At 58.6% G+C, this 23,328-nt stretch carries 18 protein-coding genes; 7 read left to right on the top strand and 11 right to left on the bottom strand.

The annotated features are described in order from the left end of the window. Window positions 1-19: 19 nt before the first annotated feature. A complete protein-coding gene (locus tag VH599_05495; protein ID HEY7347753.1) occupies window positions 20-2,593 on the bottom strand; it encodes a tetratricopeptide repeat protein in 2,574 nt (857 codons plus the stop codon). 707 nt (window positions 2,594-3,300) lie between these two features. On the opposite strand from VH599_05495, the gene VH599_05490 reads away from it, so the two are divergent. Together VH599_05490 and VH599_05485 are read left to right on the top strand one after the other, a co-directional pair. After that, complete coding sequence (locus VH599_05490; GenBank protein ID HEY7347752.1) at window positions 3,301-3,642, top strand: hypothetical protein; 342 nt, start codon at window positions 3,301-3,303, stop codon at window positions 3,640-3,642. Window positions 3,643-3,862: 220 nt separating this feature from the next. Beyond that, entirely contained in the window at window positions 3,863-5,158 is a 1,296-nt protein-coding gene (locus VH599_05485) for a hypothetical protein (GenBank protein HEY7347751.1), read from the top strand. A 30-nt stretch (window positions 5,159-5,188) separates the two neighbouring features. On the opposite strand, the gene VH599_05480 is transcribed toward VH599_05485, so the two are convergent. The 4 genes from VH599_05480 to VH599_05465 form a co-directional block, all read right to left on the bottom strand. After that, the gene (locus tag VH599_05480; protein HEY7347750.1) at window positions 5,189-5,935 is read right to left on the bottom strand and encodes a hypothetical protein; all 747 of its coding nucleotides are present in this window, start codon (window positions 5,933-5,935) and stop codon (window positions 5,189-5,191) included. Window positions 5,936-6,199: 264 nt separating this feature from the next. Then, window positions 6,200-8,434 (bottom strand): ATP-binding protein, encoded by a 2,235-nt coding sequence (locus VH599_05475; GenBank protein ID HEY7347749.1) that lies wholly within the window; start codon window positions 8,432-8,434, stop codon window positions 6,200-6,202. A 4-nt stretch (window positions 8,435-8,438) separates the two neighbouring features. Beyond that, entirely contained in the window at window positions 8,439-9,185 is a 747-nt protein-coding gene (locus VH599_05470; GenBank protein ID HEY7347748.1) for a response regulator transcription factor, read from the bottom strand. Between the two features lie 104 nt (window positions 9,186-9,289). After that, window positions 9,290-10,873 (bottom strand): MFS transporter, encoded by a 1,584-nt coding sequence (locus VH599_05465; protein ID HEY7347747.1) that lies wholly within the window; start codon window positions 10,871-10,873, stop codon window positions 9,290-9,292. 352 nt (window positions 10,874-11,225) lie between these two features. Here VH599_05465 and VH599_05460 point away from each other — a divergent pair, with 352 nt between their 5' ends. Continuing rightward, window positions 11,226-12,059, top strand: coding sequence for a hypothetical protein (locus tag VH599_05460; GenBank protein ID HEY7347746.1), 834 nt, complete (start codon window positions 11,226-11,228; stop codon window positions 12,057-12,059). A 13-nt stretch (window positions 12,060-12,072) separates the two neighbouring features. Here VH599_05460 and aceB read toward each other — a convergent pair whose 3' ends face one another. Both aceB and aceA read right to left on the bottom strand, forming a co-directional pair. Next, window positions 12,073-13,683 (bottom strand): malate synthase A, encoded by a 1,611-nt coding sequence (gene aceB / locus VH599_05455; protein HEY7347745.1) that lies wholly within the window; start codon window positions 13,681-13,683, stop codon window positions 12,073-12,075. 99 nt (window positions 13,684-13,782) lie between these two features. Beyond that, complete coding sequence (gene aceA, locus VH599_05450; protein HEY7347744.1) at window positions 13,783-15,057, bottom strand: isocitrate lyase; 1,275 nt, start codon at window positions 15,055-15,057, stop codon at window positions 13,783-13,785. A gap of 405 nt (window positions 15,058-15,462) precedes the next feature. Here aceA and VH599_05445 point away from each other — a divergent pair, with 405 nt between their 5' ends. The 3 genes from VH599_05445 (at window position 15,463) to VH599_05435 (ending at window position 18,184) form a co-directional block, all read left to right on the top strand. Further along, the gene (locus VH599_05445) at window positions 15,463-16,383 is read left to right on the top strand and encodes a LysR family transcriptional regulator (GenBank protein ID HEY7347743.1); all 921 of its coding nucleotides are present in this window, start codon (window positions 15,463-15,465) and stop codon (window positions 16,381-16,383) included. Window positions 16,384-16,457: 74 nt separating this feature from the next. Continuing rightward, window positions 16,458-17,906 carry an alpha-amylase family glycosyl hydrolase gene (locus VH599_05440; GenBank protein ID HEY7347742.1) on the top strand — a complete coding sequence of 483 codons (1,449 nt, stop codon included), beginning with the start codon at window positions 16,458-16,460 and terminating at the stop codon, window positions 17,904-17,906. Window positions 17,907-18,058: 152 nt separating this feature from the next. Continuing rightward, window positions 18,059-18,184: a hypothetical protein gene (locus tag VH599_05435; protein HEY7347741.1), complete on the top strand. Its 126-nt coding sequence runs from the start codon at window positions 18,059-18,061 to the stop codon at window positions 18,182-18,184. Window positions 18,185-18,282: 98 nt separating this feature from the next. On the opposite strand, the gene VH599_05430 is transcribed toward VH599_05435, so the two are convergent. After that, window positions 18,283-18,867: a PadR family transcriptional regulator gene (locus VH599_05430; GenBank protein HEY7347740.1), complete on the bottom strand. Its 585-nt coding sequence runs from the start codon at window positions 18,865-18,867 to the stop codon at window positions 18,283-18,285. Window positions 18,868-19,076: 209 nt separating this feature from the next. Between VH599_05430 and VH599_05425 the strand changes: the two genes are divergently transcribed. After that, window positions 19,077-19,673, top strand: coding sequence for a hypothetical protein (locus tag VH599_05425; GenBank protein ID HEY7347739.1), 597 nt, complete (start codon window positions 19,077-19,079; stop codon window positions 19,671-19,673). 160 nt (window positions 19,674-19,833) lie between these two features. On the opposite strand, the gene VH599_05420 is transcribed toward VH599_05425, so the two are convergent. The 3 genes from VH599_05420 to VH599_05410 all read right to left on the bottom strand — a co-directional run bounded on the left by VH599_05420 (window position 19,834) and on the right by VH599_05410 (window position 23,290). Continuing rightward, window positions 19,834-20,703 carry a TIGR00730 family Rossman fold protein gene (locus VH599_05420; GenBank protein HEY7347738.1) on the bottom strand — a complete coding sequence of 290 codons (870 nt, stop codon included), beginning with the start codon at window positions 20,701-20,703 and terminating at the stop codon, window positions 19,834-19,836. Window positions 20,704-20,804: 101 nt separating this feature from the next. Beyond that, entirely contained in the window at window positions 20,805-22,325 is a 1,521-nt protein-coding gene (locus VH599_05415) for an O-antigen ligase family protein (GenBank protein HEY7347737.1), read from the bottom strand. A gap of 5 nt (window positions 22,326-22,330) precedes the next feature. Beyond that, window positions 22,331-23,290, bottom strand: coding sequence for a hypothetical protein (locus tag VH599_05410; protein HEY7347736.1), 960 nt, complete (start codon window positions 23,288-23,290; stop codon window positions 22,331-22,333). Window positions 23,291-23,328: the final 38 nt, after the last annotated feature.

Below are 23,328 nucleotides of genomic sequence, written 5' to 3'. Positions count from 1 at the left end.
CTTTCCTCTGGTCATGAACCTATTGATCGCTCTGGCGCAAGGCATTCAGAATGGAGTCATAGGGCATCTGGCTGCCCTCTTGAAAGGCCGCCTCATAGCGTTCTGGCCCCAACTCCTGCTTCGCTTTGGAGAGATGGCGCTCCATCAGTATAGCCCGCAGAGTGGAGTCCTGGGAATTGGCGAGGCGGCGCACCTGATCGGCCTGGCCCCAGAGCCGGGCGGCTTCTTCCAGGCGGCCAGCGACACAGGCCCCCGTTGCCAGCCCTTCCAGCAGGCGGGCCAGCCCTCGCCGCGAATTGGTGCGCAGGATGAGCGGGATGGCCTCAAGGAACAACTGTTTCGCCTCCTCTTCGTGCCCCAATTCCCGCTCGGCGTTGCCCAGATTGCACAGCGAAAAGGCCACGCCATCAACATCGCCGAATTCGCGCCGCGCCTTCAGGCTGGCGCGATGATATTCCGCTGCCTGGGCGAATTCTCCATGCTCGAAAGCGTCATGTCCCAGGTGGGAAAGGAGTGTTGCGCTCCCAGCCCGACTGCCAATCCGCTTGCCCAGGCGCTGCGCCTCTTGCAGCATGGCAATAGCGCGCGGCCTGTCCGTCGCTTTGAGGATGGTACCCAGATCATTGAGGCTGCGCGCCATCTGTTCGAGATCACCGAGCTGGCGTGACAGCGCCAGCGCCTCTTCATAGCAGACGACCGCTTGCTTCGATTGCTCCTGATACAGAAAGGTTGCGCCCAGCAGGTTGAGCGCGAACGCTATCCCCTGAGTGTCTTCCAGGGCGCGGAAGAGCGCAAGGCTCTCTCGTAAGTGGTCTTCAGCTTCTTGATAGTAGCTCTGATCCATTTTGACTCTACCGATCAGGCACAGGGCAAAGGCGGTCCCTGGAGTGCTTTGCAGCGCGCGGCACAGGTCCAGCCCTTGTTCGCAAAATGCCTGCGATTCCTCATAAGCCCCCTGACGATAGGCGAGATCACCGATACAGAGCAGGGCGCGGGCAACTTCGGGAGCGAGCGCGCTCTGCTCTGTAGCCTGGGGAAGAAAGACCTCTAGCCAGCGCCGCCCTTCGGAGAGGAAGCCGCGCAATGTCCAGTAGCGAGTGAGCGCCGCCGCCAGACGCAAACCCTGTTTGATCTGCGCGTTCTCTAAGAACCACTGAAGCGCAGTGCGGATATGAGGCAGTTCGCGGTCCAGCGTGCGCAGCCAGTGTTCTTGCTGAGGGCTGGGAATGCCGCGCTCGGCTTCCTTTGCCAGCGCGCGATAATAGGCAGCGAAACGCGCTTGCATCTGTTCGGCTTCTCCCTGGGCGTATAATCGCTCGACCCCGTAGGCGCGGAGCAGTTCCAGGCAAGTGAAGCGGAGTGTTTCTGTGTCACGTTCGTCGCGCAGGGCCAGGCTCTTATCAACCAGTGAAGCCAGCGACGCGAGCATAGTCTGCTCGTCGCGCTCAGAAACGGAGCAAAGGGCAGCCAATGTGGCGCTGCTCTCGAAGAGGCAAAGTGTGTGAAAGACCTGCTGCTCCTGTGAATCCAGCAGGTCGTAGCTCCACTGGATAGCGGCGCGTGCCGATTGCTGGCGGTCAGGCAGGTCTTGGATGGGGCTGCTGAGCATATCCAGCGGGGAATCGTCCTGCGGGCCGATAAGGCGCTGCAACATGGCCTGGGGCGAGAAGATGTTGAGCCTGGCCGCCGCCAGTTCTATCGCCAGCGGCAGGCCATCTAGACGCTGGCAAAGCCGGGCGATAACCTGGGCGTCCTCCTGGGTGCGCAGGGCAAAATCCGGCGTGATGGCCTGGGCGCGCTGGCAAAAGAGGACCACCGCCGGATAGGAGGCTACTTCAGGAAGCGTCGGCAGATCGGTAGGATTAGGAAAGGCCAGTGGGGCCAGCGGGAAGCGGTGTTCGCCGCGCACGCGCAGGGCAGCGCGGCTCGTGACGAGCGCCTTGAGGAGCGGGCAGCGCGCCAGGAGTCTGCTGATACTGGCGCCAGCGGGCAGTATTTGCTCCAGATTGTCCAGTACGAGCAACATCTGGCGTTCACCGATGGCGGCGGCCAACGTTTCTTCGAGCGGTGTGGCTCCGCGTTCGGGTACGCCTAGATGCCGGGCGATGGCCGGAATCAGCAGCGCCGGATCACGCAGCGCCGCCAGTTCAATGAAGCAGACCCCATCGGGGAAGTCTTCCTGAACGGTCAGGGCAACCTGCATTGTCAGACGTGTTTTGCCCACGCCCGCCGAACCCATGAGCGTCAGCAGGCGCGTGCGCTCTTGCTGAAGCAGCCGAACCAGCGCGGCTTCTTCGCGCTCGCGGCCAATCAGCGAGGTCAGCGGTGGCAAGAGGTCTAATAAGCCGCTTACCCTGGCTGTGGCGGCTGTCCCCCGGCCCCTGGCCGCTTCAAGAAAGCTGGCGCGTTCTTGCGTCGAAAGCTGCAAGGCGTCGGCCAGCAAAGCGATGGTGTCTTTGTGCGGGCTGCGGCTGACTCCGCGCTCCAGATCGGTGACGGAGCGCACGCTGATGCGGGCGGATGCCGCCAGTTCTTGCTGGGTGAGTCCGCGCTGCGTGCGATAGCGTCTGAGCGTCTGCGCAAAAGAAGCCATCGGCTGCTCTTCTCCTCTTTCTTGCCTCAGAAGGGGTAAGCAGGAAAATCGCTCTTTCTGCCAGTGATTCTGCGAGTAGTTCTGCCAGTCAGAGCTTTTATCTGGCTGAGGTTTCCCTCATAGTAGATATGGCGTCGGGAGGATATGTTCACGGGCCAATACAAGCGAACGAGCAGACTAAGATGTTCATTGGATGAGGGGAACTGACCATGCGACCATTCATGTATCCCATTGTAGCAAACCGTTGCAAGCTACCACTTCTGGTTGAGCTGCTGACCCTGTGCGGTTTCCTGGCCGCTTGCAGTCTGGGAACTGCTGCGGGAACGTCGAACACGAATGGCGATCATTGAAGTCTTTACGCACCGCAGATCGCAGGAGGATCAACCATGCTATCAATACGTGTCAAGCATCTCGCATGCCTTCTCTTCGGACTTTTTTTACTTGCGTCGTGCGCCAGTTCTGTCAGCCAGGGAGGAGAAGGGTCTCAGACAGCTACTCCTTCAGGAGCGCCTCCCACACCTACCGCGACGGTAGACCCCTCCAATGTCAGCCAGTTGCTGGCTCTCTCGCATGAAAGAGGGCCACAGGATGTTACGTATACGCTGAGCGAAATGGTCCAATCACCTCAAGGCAGTGCTGTTGGTAGCGGAAAGGCTGTGTTCACGCGCTCTCCGCACCGTTTCTTGCTCGACGTGCAGTTTAGCAGTGTGCCATCATTATCACGCCATCAAATCTACGATTATACAACCAAGAAGATCACCACCACCCGGAATGGAGCCACACAATCGAACACTTCCAACATCGAACCCTATTATGAGCTGCACAATGGCAAATATCTAGGCAAAGAGACAGTGAATGGGGAGACGACCTATCATGTTTCGGGAATCCTTCACCAGGATAACCTTGCGGTTCCTACGGAACTCTGGATACGAGCGTCAGACCTGTATGTAGTCAAGACTACACAACACGTCCAGGCGCAGGGAATAACCGATGATATTGCTTATACCGATCCAGTTTTTAATGCGGGCGCCACGATTCCGGCGCCATAAGGATGGTCCTGCCTTCCTTTCGGAAATCCAGATCGCAAAGTACGCGCTCGTATCTTTGGGTTGACAGCCAGGGTTGACGTTCATCTAGAGAGAGGGGAGTGCTCCCATGCAGCAAGCAACACTCTGTACTCGTTGCAGCCAGCCTGTCCCGACAGGGGCGGGGTTTTGTCCAAACTGTGGCGCTCTCATGCAGGCGCCCTCTCAGAGTAAGGCTGCGCAGATGGCCGCGAACGCGCCTACACAGATGGCCTCGATGCCTCCAGCGTCAGCGGGCGATAACGCGCCAACCCAACTGGCGCCGCCTCCGCCCCCGCCTCCACCGCTTGTAGGCTCAACGCCACCCTATAGCCAGTATAATGGGCCAGCAGTGAACCAGGGAGCGCCAGGGGCGTATCCTTCGGGGCCGAGCCAGCCGTCGTATCTGCCGCCCCCGCCGGGGTATGCCTCTGGCCCGCCGCCGGTCATGACGCCAGGGGGCGGTGTTGCTCCCTGGGCCAAGCCACAGAAGGGGCGCGGCAAGCGGATGGTTCTAACCGTTCTGCTTATCATTCTGCTACTTGGCGGGGCGCTGGGCGCCGGGGCTTTTTTCCTGCTGCATAAATCCGCGCCAGCGAGCCACCCTGTCGCTGGCAGCACCCCTGGGGCAGCCTCTACGCCTGGCGCGGGCAATACGCCTGGGAGCAGCGCGGCTACCCAGACGCTTGATAACATTAACCGCACAGGTATCTATGCTGGGGTGATGTTTACTGTCGTGAGCGCGACTGAGGCTCAGCAGATGCCTGACTTCCAGAACTTTAATCCTGACCAGGATACTATTCTCAGGATTGTGGTCAACGTGGATTATGAGTCGTCCAGGCATGGCGGATTCCTGGTCACTGGACGAGTCATGGGTCCAGATGGACGCCTGATTGATGTTGGGCTGGGGCATGGCATCCCCAAGGATGAAGTTCCTGGGGAGTTTGGCGAACCCCTCAAAGCCACTGACGCTTTCTACTTCGAGGTACCCAAGGCCGTCAAGATCACGGATTGGACCCTGGTGATCGGCGAGACGAGCGAAGTGCTGGTGAACATCCCGCTGGGCGGGGACTATGACCCCACCCTCTATCAGGAGATTCCGCATACCATGGGGTTGAACCAGCCGATCAAGTATGACAATGGGAACATTACCGGGGTGATTACGAAGATTGTCACCGTGACCTGGAACCCCTGCGGGTGCCAGGCGCAAAAGGGGACGCGCTTCCTGCGGGTCTACTTCCATGTGACCAATAATACCGCCGCCCCAGTTCTTGTGGGGGATGGCGACTGGGCGCAATATCTGCTGATCTACCCCAACGGAGATCGCAAGCGGGCGGATACGCAGTTCAACGCGCCGATTGGGGTGATGGTGGCAGGAGCGGAGAGTAAGGATGTGGGTTTCGATTCCTGGGTGATTCCATCCGATCCGGCTCCCTATACGATAGTCTTTCTCAATCCTGATCTCTCGAAAGCTGGACAGGTGGATTTTGGGACTCTCTAGCGCGGATTCGGGATAAAGTGGGCCATCTGCCTAACGATCTGGCCTAATGCCAGGCTGGCGGCCTGTGGAGGACCACCAGCCGCTGGAGATGTCGCTGAGCTGATCAAGGTTGGCGCGCAGCAAACGCGCCCAGGCCAGATAGCCAGCGGCGACATCTTCCAGCGTTACTTCTTTGCGTAGCTGGCCCACGACCCGGCAGGAGGCCACGACGCGCACGAAGCCGCGCACATCCCCGACGGTGAGCAAAGCGTGTTCCTGGTCGGCAAGGGGTTGTCTTTCTTGTAGCCATGCTGATACTGCCTGAACAAGCTGCTCTGGAGCCGCAGCGCGCTCTGGCGCGGGCAGGCGTGCTAGCTGCTCCAGAAATGGGGCAGGTGGTGGTTTCAGAATCACCGTTGGCAATTCGCGGAATCGCTCAGACCCCCAGACCAGCCGGAGCGCAATCACCGATACTGGATGCGGCGCTCTGAGAGGCGGCTGCTGGACCGCATCATCTGCTGCACCTGCTCCCGCCTGGACGGTTCGCGCGAAGCAGGCCCAATCACTTTGATCAACGGCCAGCGACCTATCCCGCCGCTGATTCAGGGCTGCTTCGATGCTCTCCAATCCGGGCAGTGCCGCGCTGAACCAGGCAGTAACGGGTGGCGTGCGCGGCCACGCCAGTGTTCCGCGCTCCAGATCGCGGGCCATTTGGGCCAATTCACGGGCCATGACTCGCACCGACGGATGCGCAAAACGTTCAGCCAGGGCATCAAGCGATGATGTTTCACTAGCCATCTTGGCTCACTTTCCCCTTTTCGTTCCTTTTCCCCAATTATATGTCACTGCCGCTCATCACGGGGAGCAGTGTCGGGGGAACGTATCCTGCGGCATAGCAGCGTGAGGCGCTGCGTAGACAGGAACAAAGCGAGCAAAGGGGGTCTTTTATGCTGAGCGGTTTCTTGCAGTACCTGGCGTATGCGATTGTGTCTGCTCTGCTAGGTCTGCTTTCGATCACTGATATGTTGGGGGTTGATGCGGCGAGTGCTGCCTCGTCACAGTTCAAGCAGTTATTGAATGCTGAGCCGGAGCTGACGGCGGGTCTGGCAATGGCTGCCCGGTAGTTATGATGGCGCGCTGTTCAGGGCTGTTTACGCCCGTCTCGGCTAGCAGCGGAATAGAGGAGGGTTCTAGAGGAAGCGTCAGAGTGACACGCGTGGATAGCCCTGCTGGACCGCTCTCTGCGGTGAGTGTGCCGCCGATAATGGTCATCATAGTGCTGTGCAGCGCCAGCCCCTGGCCGCTGCTGTTGACGAGTGGATCGGCTGTATCCAGCCCTACGCCATCGTCCTCAATCATTATCTGGAGGCCATCAGCCAGGGCAACCGAGAGCTTCAGGTGCAAAGCGCGGCTGTGTTCTCCGTTGCGTCCATAGCGGGCCGCGTTGCGGATGGCCTCGCGGGCAGCGGAGAAGAGGACTTCGGCAGCGAGAGCGGAAATGTATTGCAGATTGTGCGCTGCCTGCGGGTCGATCTGCCAGGTGACGCTATCAAAGGCTGCGGCAAGTTCGGTATCAATGACCTGGCGAAGCGCGCCGATCAGGCCCAGGCGAGCGACTTCGCGGGTGGTTGTGATAGGCATGGCGCGCAGGAGATTGGCAATCTGATGATGTGTCTCTCCAAGCAGCTTGACGACTTCAGCCGTTGTTTCGGGGGCGCCTGCCTGTGGGCTGCTGAGCCGGAGCATAGCGGTGTGCAGGTGCGCCAATACGTCATCATGCAGCACCCTTCTGGTGCGCTGGTCGAGAATCTGGCTTTCGGCCAGCCGTTCGCGCTGCAAGGCCATCAGTCTGCGGGACATTTCGGCGCTGGCCTGCGTGTCAATTAAACGCTCGCCGGTGGCGCGGGCAATCTCCATCTCTTCTTGGGTATAAAGGCGGCCATCGCGCCTGTTCCCCAGCAGCAGTACGCCGATCAAGCCGCGTTCACTCCAGAGGGGAGCAGCCCAGACAGCGCCGCCATATTGGTTGGGATCAAGGGGAATGCAGATGTCCTGGGGAGCGTGAAAGCGGGTTGTGATGCTGGCGAGTGTTCGCAGCGCAAGCGAGGTGTTGGCAGGGTATGTAAGGATCACCCCACCAGACGGCGCAAGCGGTCCGACGGCGGCGAGATAGGCGACCTGGGTACCCAGTACGCCTTCACAGAGCGCCTTGAAGGGAGTGGCGACATCAACTTCAGGAGAGATGGTTGGCTTGAGGAGATGTTCGTAGAGTCGCTGGCTGGCGACAAACGGGCGCAGCCGCTCCATGCCGCGCTCGTGTTCGGCGTAGGAACGCCAGCTTAACAGGCCGTAAAAGGCGGTCATGATGAGGGTTGCCAGCACAAGAGGATACATAGGATTGATCGCCAGAACCAGGCTTCCAGCGACTGCTGCGCCGTAGCCTGCTGCCAGAATCAGGCTGTTGCGCCAGTGACGCGCTAGGCCACCGCGCGGCAGGACTTTGCCGGTAAAGATTTCATAAGCAACCATGCCTTGCCCAGCCAGGATCACTGCTGCGGCGATCAAGGTGGAAATGAGTATATCAAACGCCATGAGCAGTTGCTGAGTGGCTGGCGCGGTAAAGATGATCTGCCGTGACTCCAGGCCCTCAATCAGCCAGGTGGCAATACCGCCAACGCCAAGGCTGACGGCAAGCAGGACATACGATGCACCGCTGAGCCAGGGGAGCGCGCGGCGCTGCGCCAGGGCGCCCATGAAACGTTCGGAGCCTGCTGGATGGTGGAGAGCGAAGAGCGCGAGGGCAAAACACAGGACGCTGTAGATGGGATAGATGAGCATGACTAGCGGGACACCAGCGATAGAGAAAACGCTTTGCGGACTGCCCTCGGTCAGTTCTTCGTAGCTGGGCAGATTATGTGGGAAAAGCAGCAGCGCCAACGCTACGCAGCCTAGCGCACTGACCAGCAAGAGCCAGACACGATGGCCTCCCGCGCGCAGCACGCCGGTATAGCCGACGATGACCAGATACCAGAGGTATGGCGAGAAAATAAAAGGGAGCCAGATCAGCCGCCACCAGAAGGAGACCTGTGTATCCAGAGTGTCGAAGATGCGTCCCACGACAGTTGAATGCGCGGCGAAAAAAGCACCACCGATGAGCAGGCCGCCGGAGGCTACCCAGGTTCCCCAGCGGCGCCGTTCTGCATTGAGCAGGACGGTTAGCCCCAGCCATAGCAAGGTGATGGTATTAAAAAAAGAGACTGTTCGGAAGGCCCAGTTGAGGAAATAATAGAGGAACATGCTGTCACTCTTTTCCGAGGTCGTAAGGTATCCATTGGCCGCGTGTGTCAAGAATATGGGGCGCGCCCTGCTCATCCCAGTGGATGAGCCGCCCTTCGCGGATAATCAGGATAGCGCGCACCCGCGCCACTTTCTCATCGGTGGTACTTTCGTTGAGCCCCCAGGCCGTGTAGATTTGTCCGTTCGTTCGGCTGATAGTCCGTTTATCACGAAAACCCAGCCGCGCGGCGATATGTTCGTTGCTCATGCCTTGCGCCAGGAGGCGGGCAACCACCTGCTCATTCGGTTCTAGCAGGGCCATTGGCGATTCCTCGTCTTTCTGGCGCACTTCCTGAACGCGCGACTCAATCTCCGGGTCAATGAAGCTGCGCCCGGCGACGGCGTCTCGCAGCAAAGGTATGATCATCTGCGGCAGGAGGTAGTTGGATTTGCGCACGTAGGCATAGTGGCTGAGGATGCCAGAGCGGCGAAAGGCGCGATAATAGACGTCATCGTCCTGAATGGAATAGAAGACGACGGGCAAGCGCGGAAACTCGCGCCGGATGGCAATAGCAGCCTCAATACCGTTCATCTCGCCTGCCAACTGCACGTCCATCAGGATGACATCAGGCGGATCGGCCAGGCAGAGCGCCAGGGCTTCTTCGCTGCTGCCGCACGAAGCTCCGACGCGCACCGATCTGGTGTCTTCCAGCCCTCTACCCAGTGCAGGGCGCAGGTTTTCGTTATCTTCGACCAACAGCAGGTTCAGCATGGCTTTCTCGACGATGGGCTATAAAGCAGATTGATATGGACCTGCTATACAGCTACCAGAGGCGCTACATTCTGTCAAGCACCCGCGTGCGCGCCACCAGCTTTTTATAGGGGAGCGCCTTCGGGCATCTCATCGGCGCTGGCGTGCTCATCTATCCAGGGCTGGGGTAACTGATGTGGCCGCTTGCTGTGAACAGCGACAGGAAGCGAACCGCGATGAGAACGCTCGCGGTTCCTGAACAACGCCCGCAGGGTGGCGAGCAGCGCCACCGTAAGGCTGAGGCCCGCCATCAAATAGAGAACTACCACAATGCCGAGCAGGTCGGCCACTGCTCCCATAAAGAGGAGGACTGGGATAGAACCGCCATTGAAGAGGGCTTGATAGAGCGCCAGCACACGCCCACGCATCTCGTCGGGCGAGCGTTCCTGCATTTCTGCCTGCGCGGGGACAATGATGAAATCCAGACTGAAGCCAACGAGTGTAGTGAGGGCTGCTACGATGAGCAGGAAGGTGGGTTCTGTCCACCAATCGTCTGGAGCGGCCAGTTGTGCAATGTGCTGGGCCACCGGGAGCAGCCCTATACCTACCGCCATGCCAATCATTCCGACGATGATGGTTCGCATCTGACCCAGGTGAGAAACTACGACAGGAATGAGCAGCGAACCCACGACGATGCCAATGCCAGCCGGCGTGAAGATGAGGGCAGTATCTTTGCTGGGCAGGTTCAAGAAGCGTTCCACGAAGATCGTTGCCAGTCCGGCAATGGTCATCATCATCAGGCTGCCAAAGCAGGCTTGCAGAAGCGAATCGGACAAGATGCCATCTTTTCGGACGAGCTGCCAACCATCGCGTAAATCTGTGCGTAGCTGCTGCCAGTTTGGGATGGTTGGTTCGACATTGCTTGCCAGCGCCTGCCCTGAAAGCGGAGGATCGTGCAGCCGGTCTTCATCTGCTACTCTGCTTGCCAGCACTTCTGCGGAACGCGGGGCTGGTCGGCGGCCCCTGGGCAGACTGTGGATGAGAACGGCAGCCAGAAGATAGAGGAGGGTAATCAGGACAAAGAGTGTTTCAATGGGCAGAAGAGTCAGTTGATGCTGGCCTCCCAGCGGGATGATGATGGTTGGTAGAAGACTCAGCATGAGCGGCCCAAGCACCAGCAAACCTACCGCCTGGCTGACGTTCAGCGTCAGGTTATAGAGCGAGAGGGCGGGCAGCAGTTCTTCTTCATTGACGAGCGTGGGGATCAGCGCGCCCTCTGCCGGGGTAAAGAACAGGCCAACCAACGAAAATAACAGAGCCAGGAGATAGATCGAGTAAAATGCATGGGGAGTGGCGAGTAATGCCAGGACAAAGAGCGCAGTCGCCAGGGCGCGCAGGGCGTTGCTGACCCAGAGGACATTGCGGCGATCCATGCGATCTACCAGCGCCCCTGCCGGAGCACCAAGCAGGAATGGGGGCAAGGTCAGCGCAATCAGGACCAGCCCGACCAGGGTGGCCGAGCCGGTTTCATCGGTCATACGCACAATCATGCCATAACTGGCAGCCGATTGCACGCTAAGATAGATGACTTGAGCCAGCCAGAGTCGTAACATGGCCGAATGCCGCAGTACCCCTAAGACGGCCAGACCTTTTGGGGGAGGATTTCTGCGCTGCTCCTTCTGTTCGGGGGCTGGCTCTGCTTGCAACATACTTTTTCTCCCGCCGGGTTCCACAGAGGGCCATCGGGCGTTCTCGAAGAGGCTGTGTGTTTTCACAACCTTTCTGCCAGAGCCAGGCCATCGGGGGAAATCGGCATCTAAGATGCGTAACGTTTAGTGGTTTTACGTATGGAATAGGGTCCGGGTTATGCAGGGGATACAGCAAAACCTTGGCAGCCTCCTGCACCCGTATGCCAATGTGCAGGTATAGTATACCCTATCTAGAAAGCTCTATGGTAGCTCTCCTGCAAGCCTGCTCTGGCGGCGCTGGCGCCTACCTGGGAAAGCCAGACGAGAAGGGCATCTGGGGCAAGCCATCAAGTAGAAGCCAGGAGGTGAGATCATGGCTCAGGACACATCATTGGTACTGTTGGTTGGTGAAAAACTTGCGGCTTTCGAGCGGCTGCAACCGGAGTTTGAGGCCAGTTTTCAGTATGTTCAGGAGGTGCAGGGGCAGCGGCGCTTCTCGGCTTTTTCGGTTGCTGACTCGGTGCGCTATTTACATGCCCTGTGGGTGTGCGAGCGCAAAGATCGCCTGCTCAGTATACCCAGGACAGCAGAACGTTACGAGGGGCGGCGGTGCCTGGAACTTTTGCGCGACTGGCAGGCAGGAGAAACCGCCGGGGTTGTGGATTTTCTTCAGCACAGGCTGGATACGCTGCCCTTTGGGGATATTACGCGCCAGTTGGAGATAATCCAGCAGCAGGAAAGCGCCAGTCCGCTGGCGAAACGTCTGGCGCATGGTCGGCTGGTCCTGCTCAATCGAGGTATGAATCTGCTTCGGGCGCTTGAGCCGCTCTTTACGCTGTCGAGGAAAGCGCTGCTTGAAGAGGCGCAAGCTGCCTGCGCTCACTATGGGCATCGGCCCGACCAGATTACAGAGCAATTGGCCGCGCTCGATACAACCATCTCTATGTATGTCCCCCATCCTGCGCTGGCTCAGCGCAATATGCGTATTATGGACCGGCTGGGGGTCCGCCTCAGCGGCGACACCGCCGATCAGCCAGGGCGACGCTCCTGGCAGGTGGCTAAATCGGCGCTTCCAGCCAGCCCCTTTGCCGAGCAGATCATCGGCGGCTATGTGGATATGACCTCGGCGCGCCATAACAACCTGACTGACTATCGTTTCTTTTATCAGTCAGCGCCTCTGGTTGGCGCCGCCAATGCTGGCAAGTGAATCGGCTAGTTGCTCAGTCCAGGTATCCATAAGCGGGCAGGGTAAGGAACTCGACAAACTGGTCTGACGTGGTGATGCGGTCAAAGAGTTCGCTCGCCAACTGGTAATGGCGGGCGGCGTAGCCCTCAGCGCCGACGATGGATGTGATCTTTTCCATCTCTTCGGCCAGCATCTGGCGGAAGAGATCAATGGTCACTTTGCGGCCATCGTTCAGGACGCCTTTAGGGTGACGAATCCATTGCCAGACCTGCGCCCTGGAGATTTCGGCGGTTGCGGCGTCTTCCATCAGGTTATAGAGCGGCACGCAGCCCAGGCCACCAAGCCAGGCTTCCAGATACTGGACGCCGACGCTGATATTGGTGCGCAGCCCCTTCTCGGTGATTGGCCCTTCGGGAACGACTAGCAGATCAGCGGCGCTGACCTGCACATCCTCGCGCTTGCGGTCAATCTGGTTGGGCTGTGGCATGGCGGCATCGAACGCCTCCATTGCCGTAGCGACCAGGCCAGGATGCGCTACCCAGGTGCCATCGTGTCCGTCATTGGCTTCGCGCACTTTATCGGCCCGAACCTTCTCCATTGCTTCTTCATTGGCTTTGGGGTCGTTTTTAATGGGAATCTGTGCCGCCATGCCGCCCATCGCGTGCGCGCTGCGGCGGTGGCAGGTCTGGATGAGCAGCAGCGAATACGAGCGCATGAAATGCGTGGTCATCGTCACCAGGGCGCGGTCCGGCAGCACAAAGTTGGGGTCGCTGCGGCGCTTTTTGATGGCGCTGAAGATGTAGTCCCAGCGGCCACAATTCAGCCCGGCGGAATGGTTGCGCAGTTCGTACAAAATCTCGTCCATCTCGAAGGCGGCCAGGATGGTTTCGATGAGAACGGTGGCTTTGATGGTTCCCTGCGGGACGCTAAGTTGGTCCTGCGCTAGGACAAAGACATCGTTCCAGAGGCGCGCCTCCAGGTGGCTTTCCATCTTGGGCAGATAATAATAGGGGCCGGTCCCTTTTTCGAGCAGGGTTTTGGCGTTGTGGAAGAAGGCCAGCCCAAAATCAAAGAGGCTGGCGGAAACCGACTTGCCGTCGATCAACATATGCTTTTCGAGCAAATGCCAGCCGCGCGGGCGGACCATCAGGGTAGCGATCTTCTCCTGTAGCTGATACGTCTTGCCCTCCGGGCTGATGTAGCTGATTGTGCGGCTGACAGCATCACGCAGATTGATCTGGCCCTCGATGGTTGCCGCCCAGGTGGGCGCGTGGGCGTCCTCGAAGTCGGCCATGAAGACTTTGGCGCCGGAGTTCAGGGCGTTAATCATCATCTTGCGCTCAACCGGTCCGGTGATCTCGACACGGCGGTCTTGCAGATCAGGGGGGGTGGGAGCAATCGTCCACGCGCCGCTGCGAATCGTGGCGGTTTCGGGCAGGAAATCGGGGAGCTGGCCCGCGTCAATTCTGGCCTGGCGCTCTGTGCGCGCTTGCAGCAGGGCTTCGCGCCGCGCTCCAAACTCGCGGGCGAGCATCGCCACAAACCCCAGCCCATCGGGGGTCAGTATCTCTGCAAAGGCTGGTGAGACGGGGCCAGTAATCTCCACTCCATCAATGGAGCGGTGAAGATGCGCAGATGTCGTCATCGTTTGCTTCTTTCTGCCAGAAGGCTCTTCTCAGAGACAGGAGAATACCGGAGCGATTTCGCTCCGGTATCATTATAGAATATGTGGCCGGTCATTGGCTTATGCGTGGAATTGGGCCAGTTCGGTTGAGCCGGTCAAAGCCAGGGTAGAGGCTTCGCCACCGGAAATGGCGAGCGCGACCTCATCGAAGTAGCCGGTGCCCACCTCGCGCTGATGGCGGGTTGCGCTGTAGCCATCGGCTTCGCGGCCAAACTCGGCCTGTTGCAGTTCGGAGTACGCCTCCATGCCGCGCGCGCGGTATTCGCTTGCCAGATCGAACATGCTGTAGTTGAGGGCGTGGAAGCCCGCCAGCGTGACGAACTGGAACTTGTAGCCCATCTCTCCAAGCTGCTGCTGGAAGGTGGCGATGGTGCGCGCGTCCAACTTTTTCTTCCAGTTGAAGGAGGGGGAGCAGTTATAGGCGAGGAGCTTGCCGGGGAACTGCTCGTGAATGGCGGCAGCGAAACGGCAGGCCTCATCAATATTCGGCTCGGAGGTTTCGCACCAGATCAGGTCGCAGTAGGGAGCGTAGGCAAGACCCCTGGCTATGGCGGTATCCAGCCCGGCGCGTATGCGGAAGAAGCCTTCGGAAGTGCGCTCCCCGGTGAGGAAACGATGGTCACGGGAGTCAATGTCGCTGGTAATCAGGTGCGCGCCGTTGGCGTCGGTGCGGGCGATAATGAGTGTGGACACGCCCATCACGTCGGCGGCCAGCCGCGCGGAGACCAGATGCTTGATGGCGGTTGCAGTGGGTACCAGGACTTTGCCGCCCATATGGCCGCACTTTTTCTCGGAGGCAAGTTGGTCCTCAAAATGGACGCCAGCGGCTCCGGCCTCGATCATGGCTTTCATTAGCTCAAACACGTTCAAGGGACCGCCAAAGCCTGCTTCGGCGTCGGCGACAATCGGCGCAAACCAGTGGATGCCGTTCTTGCCTTCGGCATGATGAATCTGGTCGGCGCGCTGCAACGCCTGATTGATGCGACGCACGACCTGTGGAACGCTGTTAGCGGGGTAGAGGCTCTGGTCGGGGTACATGTGTCCGGCAAGGTTGGCGTCAGCCGCTACCTGCCAGCCGCTCAAGTAAATGGCTTGCAAGCCTGCTTTCACCTGCTGCATGGCCTGATTGCCAGTCAGCGCCCCCAGGGCGGCAATATACGGCTCCGTATGCAGAAGCTCCCACAGGCGTTTTGCGCCCAGGCGAGCCAGCGTATATTCGATGTGGATGGAACCACGCAGGCGCACTACGTCCTCCGCAGCATAAGGTCGAATGATGCCCGCCCAGCGCGGGTCTTCTTTCCATGTGGTAGCCAGTTCGGCAAGGTATTGGGTCATCGGGTATCTGGTCCTTTCTGGCGATTTTGCTCGTTCATCTGCCTGACACTGGCCCGCTAGCGCCCAAAGCAGCGGGCACAAAACGTTGTTATTAGAGTCATAACAGGGTTTTCCTATAAAATCCAGTCTCTGTTACTTATCGAATCAATAAATATTTCCTTATCTCCACGAGGCGCGGCGATGTATCTGCCTCAAGATCGTATGCTTATGAAGCCTGATGTTGATTGGCCTGAGGTAGCCGCATCTATTGTTTCGCTTTTTTACCAGGAGCCTGCCGCTGCCATTATAATCGTTCATATAAGTTTTTTATCCATTTGATAATCTATAGCTTATAGATGAAAGCTCTGGTGTGTATTCGGTATAATTTTCCATATCACTTTTTTGTCAAGGGATAAGGGGAACTAAATGCTTATTAATCTGCACCAACTACGCATTTTTCAGGCGGTGGCGCAGCAGCGCAGCTATTCGCGGGCAGCGGAAGTGCTGTTTCTCAGTCAGCCAGGGGTCTCTTTGCAGGTCAAGGCGCTGGAGCGCAGTGTTGGCCTGCCGCTCTTCGAGAAAGTTGGCCGAACGCTGCGGCTGACCGAGGCTGGCAATGAACTCCTGAGTTATAGCGAGCGCATTTTTGCGCTGATGGATGAGACACAGCTTGTGCTGGAAGAGCTAAGCGGCGCGCGACGTGGGACGGTGAAGGTTGCGGCCAGCACGACGGCGGGCATTTATATTGTCCCCGCAGTGCTGGGGGCCTTTCATCGTCAGAACCCTGATGTGAAGCTGACGCTGGATGTGGTCAATCGCTTTACGGTGCAAGAGCGGCTGCTGAATGACGAGGTGGATATGGCTGTTATGGGGTTGATTGAGGATACCCATGATCTGGATGTCGCTGAGTTCGTACCCAATGAACTGGTGGTGATTGCTTCGCCGCGCCATCGCCTGGCGGGCATGAAGAATATCCCCCTTGAGGAACTGAGCAAGGAGGTTTTCCTGCTCCGCGAGGCAGGATCGGGAACCAGAACCGATGTGGAGCATCATTTTCTGGGAAAGGGCGCGCCGGTTCATGTGGGGATGGAACTACGCAGCAGCGGCGCAATCAAACAAGCAGTAACGGCTGACCTGGGCATTTCGGTCATGCCGCTGCGCGCGCTGGAGCTAGAGTTGATCGTCGGGCGGCTGGTGATTCTGGATGTGGTGGGCTTCCCGGTCCATCGCCATTGGTCGCTGGTGCGGCGGCGCGGCAGGCATCTTTCCGCTGCGGCCCTGGCGCTGTGGAATTTCTTATTGATGTACCGCGATGAGGCGGTGCGGGTGGCGCGGTTTTCCCACTGAGGAAGGGAAGCTGGAAGCGCCACGCGATACAATGCCGACACAATACAAGGAGCAATTTGTTTGAGGAGGACCACTTGAGGATACGAACGCATCCTCTGATCTACGAGATCAATACCTGGGCCTGGCTGACTGCCCTGAGTCGCCGCTATAGTCGGCCAATTACACTGGAATCTATTCCAACGGAAGTCTATGACGCGCTGGCGGCGTGGGGGTTTGACGCTATCTGGTTGATGGGTGTCTGGGAGCGAAGTCCGGCGGCGCGCGATCTGGCCCGACGCCCCCAAACGCTCGATGAATACCGCCGCGCGCTGCCTGACCTCAAACCAGAGGATGTGGTGGGATCACCCTACGCCGTTCATCGCTATGTGGTTGATGACTATCTAGGGGGGGCAAGTGGTCTGGCGCGCTGTCGGAAGGAGCTTGCCCGGCGGGGCTTGCGCTTGTTGTTGGATTATGTACCCAACCACGTCGCCTTTGACCATCCCTGGCTGACGACACACCCGAACGCCATTATTCACGGAGACACAAAGGCGCTGGCCGCCGATCCGGTGACGTTTTTTCAGGGGCCGCTCGGTGATGTTGTGGCTCATGGGCGCGATCCTTATTTTCCCGCCTGGAGCGATACCGCGCAGATCAACGCCTTTGCCTCTTCTGCTCGTAACCTGGCTCGCAGCGCGCTTGAGACGCTTGCCAATCAGTGCGATGGGGTGCGCTGTGATATGGCAATGCTGCTCTTGAATCGTGTGTTTGGCACTACCTGGGGCGCTGCTGCCGGGCCAATACCAGAGACCGAGTTCTGGGCCGAGATCATTCCTGTTATCAAGGCAACTCATCCCGACTTTACTTTTCTAGCTGAGGCGTACTGGGAGACTGAGCCTGAATTGCAGGCGCTCGGCTTTGATTACACTTATGATAAGGGTTTGTATGATCGGCTGCTTGAAGGCGACGTAGAAGGTCTGCGTGTGGCGCTGGGCAGACCTCTGGACCTTCAAGCGCGGATGGCGCATTTTGTCGAGAACCATGATGAGGCGCGCGCGGTGGTGGCGTTTGGCCCACAGCGCAGCCTGGCCGTGGCGGCGATAAGCTTGCTCATTCCAGGCGCGCGTTTGCTACATGAGGGGCAACTTGCCGGATGGCGCGTGAAAACACCTGTGCAGCTTGGCCGCCGTCTGGAGGAGGCGACTGATCTGCTGATTGAGCCATTCTATCGGGCGCTGCTCGGTGAGACGCGGCAGGCGATTTACCACGATGGTCTTTTTACACTTATTGATGCACAGAATGAAGCCGCGCTGGCGTTTTGCTGGACGCTGGAAAACGATTGGCGGCTGGTCGTTGTCAATGCTGCCAACCACAGGACACCTGTTTCTGTTGCACTGCCAGACGGTCTCTTCCCAGCCGGTCTGATGCCTGCACGAGAGGTGTTGAGCACTGCCAGCGCGGTGCTGGGCGGGAAGAGCCAGCCAGATGTGGCGCTTCGTCTGGACTTGCCAGCGTTTGGGGCGCAAATCTGGCGGCCACGCTGAGCGCCTATACGAGTGCTCTGGCGCGCTTTGTGCAGGAAATAGCTCGTTGCCAATGACGCCAACGCTGATGCTGCCTGCAAGCAGGTCTGTTTGCGAGGCGTTGAGGCAGCGACACGTATCGCTGAATCGCTTGAAGCAGAAAAGGAGCCACCATGGTCAGATGGTACGGCGTCTCGGTTATAGCCCTGTTGGGTATTGCTTGCCTGGGATTTGCCGGTTTGTGGGCCTATCATATTCGCACAGGCGATCCCAAGGTTGGCTTGCCTTCGCACCGCTAGGCCGCCGGGAGTTCATTCAAGCAGCGTAGGTTGTCGAAGCCGGTATACTTTCCTCACTTCTCTGCAAGCGAGGGGGTTATTGGCTTTTTCTTTTTGTGTCAAGGCGTCTGGGCGCTTTTCTCTTTGGTCGGAGAGAGGGCTATGGCTTGCGCCTGTTGTTGCAGTTCTGCCAGCCAGCCAATCGTTGCTTCGATCTGCCGGATGCGCGCCCGGTGGACAATGACGCGAAAATCCTGAAGCGCCTCGCTGGATACAGAGCCAGGGGGCGCTTCATGGAGTTTTTTGAGAAAGGCTTCGCATGCCTCGATTTGTCGGGTGATGAGGGTGAGAATGGTTTCTGCCCCAAACGCGCGAGCAAAATAGAGCTTGAGGAGGAAGAGGAGTCGCACCTCGCGTGGGCGGGGGACGGGAGCTTCGATCCATTGGCGAAACATTTGTCGGCCTTTTCTGGTCAGACCCACCACGCGCCGGGGCGGACGCCCCTCCTGGGGTTCGAGCGTGCTTTCGAGGTAGCCCAGCTGCTCCAGCTTTTTCAGAAAGGCATAGAGCTGGCTCTGTTCCAGGCGGCAGATGCCGCCTAATTCCTGGTCGGTAGCAAAGGCGCGATGCAATTCGTAGCCATGACGAGGTCCATCCCAGAGCAAGCCCAAGAGGGCGTATTCAGCCGGTTCGCTAATTTCCATCCTACTGATCCTTTGCTTCAGCCCTGGCCTGGCCGCCAGTGATGGCCCTTCGGTTTGTCCCGTTGTCAGTATAGCCAACGGCTGCAAAAGGGTCAAGGCGTGGTCAGTGGAAAATGTGAAGCTTTGGCAGTAGCGAAATCACCCCCTCAGGCGTTATAATACGCATAGAAGACCAAATGAGCAAGCAGGTCTTCGTGAGGAGAATATCTATGCCAGAAACGCTGCTAGATGAGGAGAATGGGGAGTTGTCCTCTGGTGACGCTGCTCTATTTGAGGATGCAGAGACGATAGTTTCTGCGGAGGCGCCGAAGCGTATGCTGGCTGTGCTGCCTGGTATAGGCCGCCAGTTGCATGTAGAACGACGCCAGGCATTGGGTCGGGAAATGTGGGCGGTTGCGGAGGAAGAGTGCTGGCCGGGCATGGTGATGGAGTTGCGGCGTTTATCGGCTGATATGACAGTGATGACCTGGGAGGGGGAAGTGGTGCTTTTTGGACCTGATCTGGTCCTTCGTCCGCTGCCAGCCGAAGCTCATCAAGACACAGCGTCTGATCGCCTTGAGGGATTGGGTCTGTATCTCGTGGAGCAGGATGTCGTTTCTAATGAAGTTCTGGCAGTGGATCGCGCCGTTGTGCGAGCCTCCAGCAAAGAGGAAGCCTGTGAATTGGTGGCTGAATGGCTGAAGGATGAGGCCAATCGGCTTGATCGTAAGCTTGGCGACCTGGATGGTCTCTTTGCGATGGAGCTTGGGGCGGCTGATCCAAACGACGAGGAGCATGGTGTCGTTGTGGCGCGTTCACGGGAATAATGATTGGTTGTCACCTATTTATCTGCGCCGCCTGGAGTGCACTAAGGCTCCAGGCGGCGTTGTTTTTCTCGCGCCACAGGAGCTTTGCAGCGCCGACATTTACACTAGCTGACGTTGAGTCGCCGAGACGCGGCTCTGCGGGCAAGCTCGCATGAAGCAGCTAGCGCAGCGTGCCAGGGATTGGTGGTGAGCCGTTCTGCCTCGTATGGTAGTTGCTCAAGATGATCTGACTGACTTCTTCTGGCGAATCGGTGATCTGCAAGAGATCGAGGTCTTCAGGCGAGATTTTGCCTTCAGCCAGCATGGTTGCTTTGATCCAGTTGAGCAGCCCTTCCCAATAGCGCGAACCAAAGAGGATGACGGGGAACATCTCCACTTTGCCCGTCTGGATGAGTGTGAGCGCCTCGAAGAGTTCATCCATAGTGCCAAAGCCGCCAGGGAAGATCACGAAGCCCTCGGCGTATTTGACAAACATGGTTTTGCGTACAAAGAAGTAGCGGAAGTTAATGGAGATTTGCACGTAGGCGTTGAGGCTCTGTTCGTGTGGTAGTTCGATATTGCAGCCAACCGATTTGCTGCCGCCGTCCGCCGCTCCACAGTTCGCTGCTTCCATGATGCCGGGTCCGCCACCAGTGATAATATTAAAGCCTGCCTGCGCTAAGCGTTTGGAGGTCTGGTAGGCTGCCTCGTACATGGGGTCGGCTGGATGCACACGCGCCGAGCCAAAGAAGGTCACGGCAGGATGGATATGGGCCAGCGTATCGAAGCCCTCGACAAATTCGCCTATAATTCGCAGGACACGCCAGGGGTCCGTGTGGGTAAAATCAATTGCGAGCGCTTCTTCCTTGCGCGTGGGCCGCTGGAGAAGCTGCTCGTCAGAGGTTGGTCGCCCCAGGCGAGCGCGTCGGCTCAGACTCGGATTTGGTACAGGCGGCACAGCATGATGCGCGGGCGGCGCTGTTTGCCTTGCCTGTTTCCTGGGAGGTTGATGGTCGTCAGATGGCGGCTCTGCCTGTTTATCCCGACGCATAGGATGGTAACTCCTTCTAAACTCTTTGATAGTAAGAAGATGGTGATAATGATAAATTGTAGCGCCGGGCGAGGTTTGCCGCCAGTGGCAGAGGCGCTCTGCTAGTGTATCGTGGCTTCGTTGCTGCTGCGCTCGCTCCAAAGAGCCACCAGTGTGACGGCGAGCCACCAGATGAGGCTGCCAGTGGGTTGTGTCCAGAGGTAATGGTCGAGCTGTGCGACAATGCTCAGAGCTATCAGCGCCACGGATGCGGCCAGCCCGGCGGCTGAGAGCGCGAAGCGGCGCTCCCAGGTGTACCAGAGCGTGACAATGGGAGGAAGCAGCCAGAGGAGCATGCCAAAGAGTCCGGTTTCGACGGCAATAGCGATGGGAACGTTGTGAGTGGATTCGCCTATATTGCGCGTTGGAGGGTAGGAGAGTTCGACAAGCGGCATGTTGCCCGCGCCAACCCCCAGCCAGGGGTGCTGTGTGAAGAAGGTTGCGCCCGCTTCTAGTAAGATCGCTCGCTCGCTCAGCGAACGCTGCTCCAGAGTCGAGTTGCTCAAGAGCAGCCGTGATTGTATTGCAGGGCCAAGCGTTGCTACCAGGCTAACCAGCAGCCCAGCACCGAGCAAGCACAAAAAGGCCAGGCGCCGCGCTGCTTCAGAGAGATGGAGCGAGGTGTTCTGAGGAGCGAATGATGAAACGGGTGGCTGGTGACGGGCGACACGACGCCTTTGCCAGAGGAGTAAGCCCGCCCAGAGTGCGGCGATGAAGACACCTAGCCAGGCTGCGCGTGAAAAGCTGAGTAAGAGCGCCAGCAGACCCAGCCCGAGCGATATGAGCAGGAGCCACGCCCGCCAGCCTGCGGCCAGGCTACGGCGGGGCAGGCGCAGATAGCTGCCTGCGACTACTGGGATTGCCAGACACAGCAGCCCGCCCAGGATATTGGGGTGGGGCAGGCTTCCATAGGCGCGCAGCCAGCGTGTCCCGTCAGGCAATTGTACGATACTGGCTTCGGGCTGCGCAGCAGTGATATTGTGGCTCCAGTTGAAGAGCAATGGACCCAGCAAAGTTGATTGCGCCAGCGTCTGCAACAGGCTCAGCAGCCCTTCTATTGCCAGCAGCAACGCTAATGGCGCCGCTACAGCCCACAGTGGAGGGCGTAGATTAATGATGGCTATGACCAGGGCTGCCAGGAACAACAGGTGCAGCGCGATTTCGAGAGATAAAATGGGAAGAACAGCCTGCGTGGCACTGAGAGCTGAAAGCGCCGCCATCCCGATCACTGGGAGCATCAAATAGAGCGGGCCGAAGCGCAGGGGTGCACGCTCCTGTCGGGTGATGCTGGCGGCAATGCGCCCAAGGAGGCAGAGCGTAATTGTTACAGCAGCGGCGATGTCGCTGGGATAGAGGATGATTGCCCGATATTGGGGATTGAAGAGGGTCACGAGTTGATATTGGCTGCTGACGGCCCAGCTTTGCGAGAACCAGCTAAGCGGTATGGCTCTCCAATAGCCGAGCAACAAGATGGTGATGATAAACGCTGCCAGAGCCAGGCGTTCCAGTCCCAGCGCCAGTCGGCCAATCAGATTAGCGCCAGTACCCGCTTGTCTCCACGTGAGTATTCCCCTGGCAGCCATGTGCTCTACTCCCCCTGGGCTGCTGACACGGCGTCAATGCGCTCGTGAAAGTGCTGAAGAATACGAGCGGCATGGCCGTTGAAATGCCCTTTGCACTGCGCGGGTGTGAAACTGGCTTCTTCAAGAGCAGCGGGCGCTCGCCCCCGAAGAAACTTGCGCACCTTGCGGCGCATTTCCCAGCGATCCATCGCTGTGCCTGGTTTCCCTCCTAGCAGACGTTCACCTAGCGATTTCAAGAGACGCGTGCTATATGGCAAGCGATCCAGTGGGAGGGCGGTAGGGGCAGCGGCGATCTCAGCGTTGGGCAGATAGTCCAGCGTCCAGCGGTTGTGCGCGCGTAGCTGCTGATGCCAGCCTGCGCCGTAGAGCGGCTGCATCTGGACGAGTTCGCGCGCGGTATAGAGGTTGCGCTCGGAAACCTCCAGCGCGTCTGTGGCAATCAAATAGTTGGGACAGAGGGTCAATCTGGACAACGCGGCCAGCCGCACGATGACGATGGTCAGAGCGCGTGCCAACCAGACACGGCCCGGCGCGGTAATGAGAAAGAGATCAATGTCGTCAGGGGCTTCGGCGCTTTGCACAGCGAGTGGTCCGGTGACGGCGACCATACGTATAAATGGCAGACAGCGAATCAACGCCGAATAGCGGCGGGCCGCCTGCCATTTCTGTGCTGATTGCTGCTGGCGGCGTCGCCAGATGGCTGAAAGCGCCTCTCGGCCCGCCAGCATGCATCGCTCGTCGTCAGCAATGATAGTCCCTTCTGCTTGCATTTCCTGGAGGGTTTGCTCGAAGCGAGCGCGTGAGATGCCTGGGTATTCCAGCGTGTAATAGAGTGCAGAGCGGTCTGGAGCGTAATCGAAAATATCCGAGTATGCCAACCCTCGCAGCACAGCCAGCCGCGCATCTGCTGCTGACGCTGGCTGCTGCTCGCTGATGGGGAGCGAGCGGGGTTTCGAGATAATCATACGCTCTGCCCTTCTGTTAATGGTTCTCTCTTCGTTCC

The sequence above is a fragment of the Ktedonobacterales bacterium genome, assembly GCA_036557285.1.
In the GTDB taxonomy this organism is placed as follows: Bacteria; Chloroflexota; Ktedonobacteria; order Ktedonobacterales; family DATBGS01; genus DATBHW01.
The sequence above is the reverse complement of the archived record's forward strand: the minus strand, read 5'-3'. Positions and strand labels throughout refer to the sequence as shown.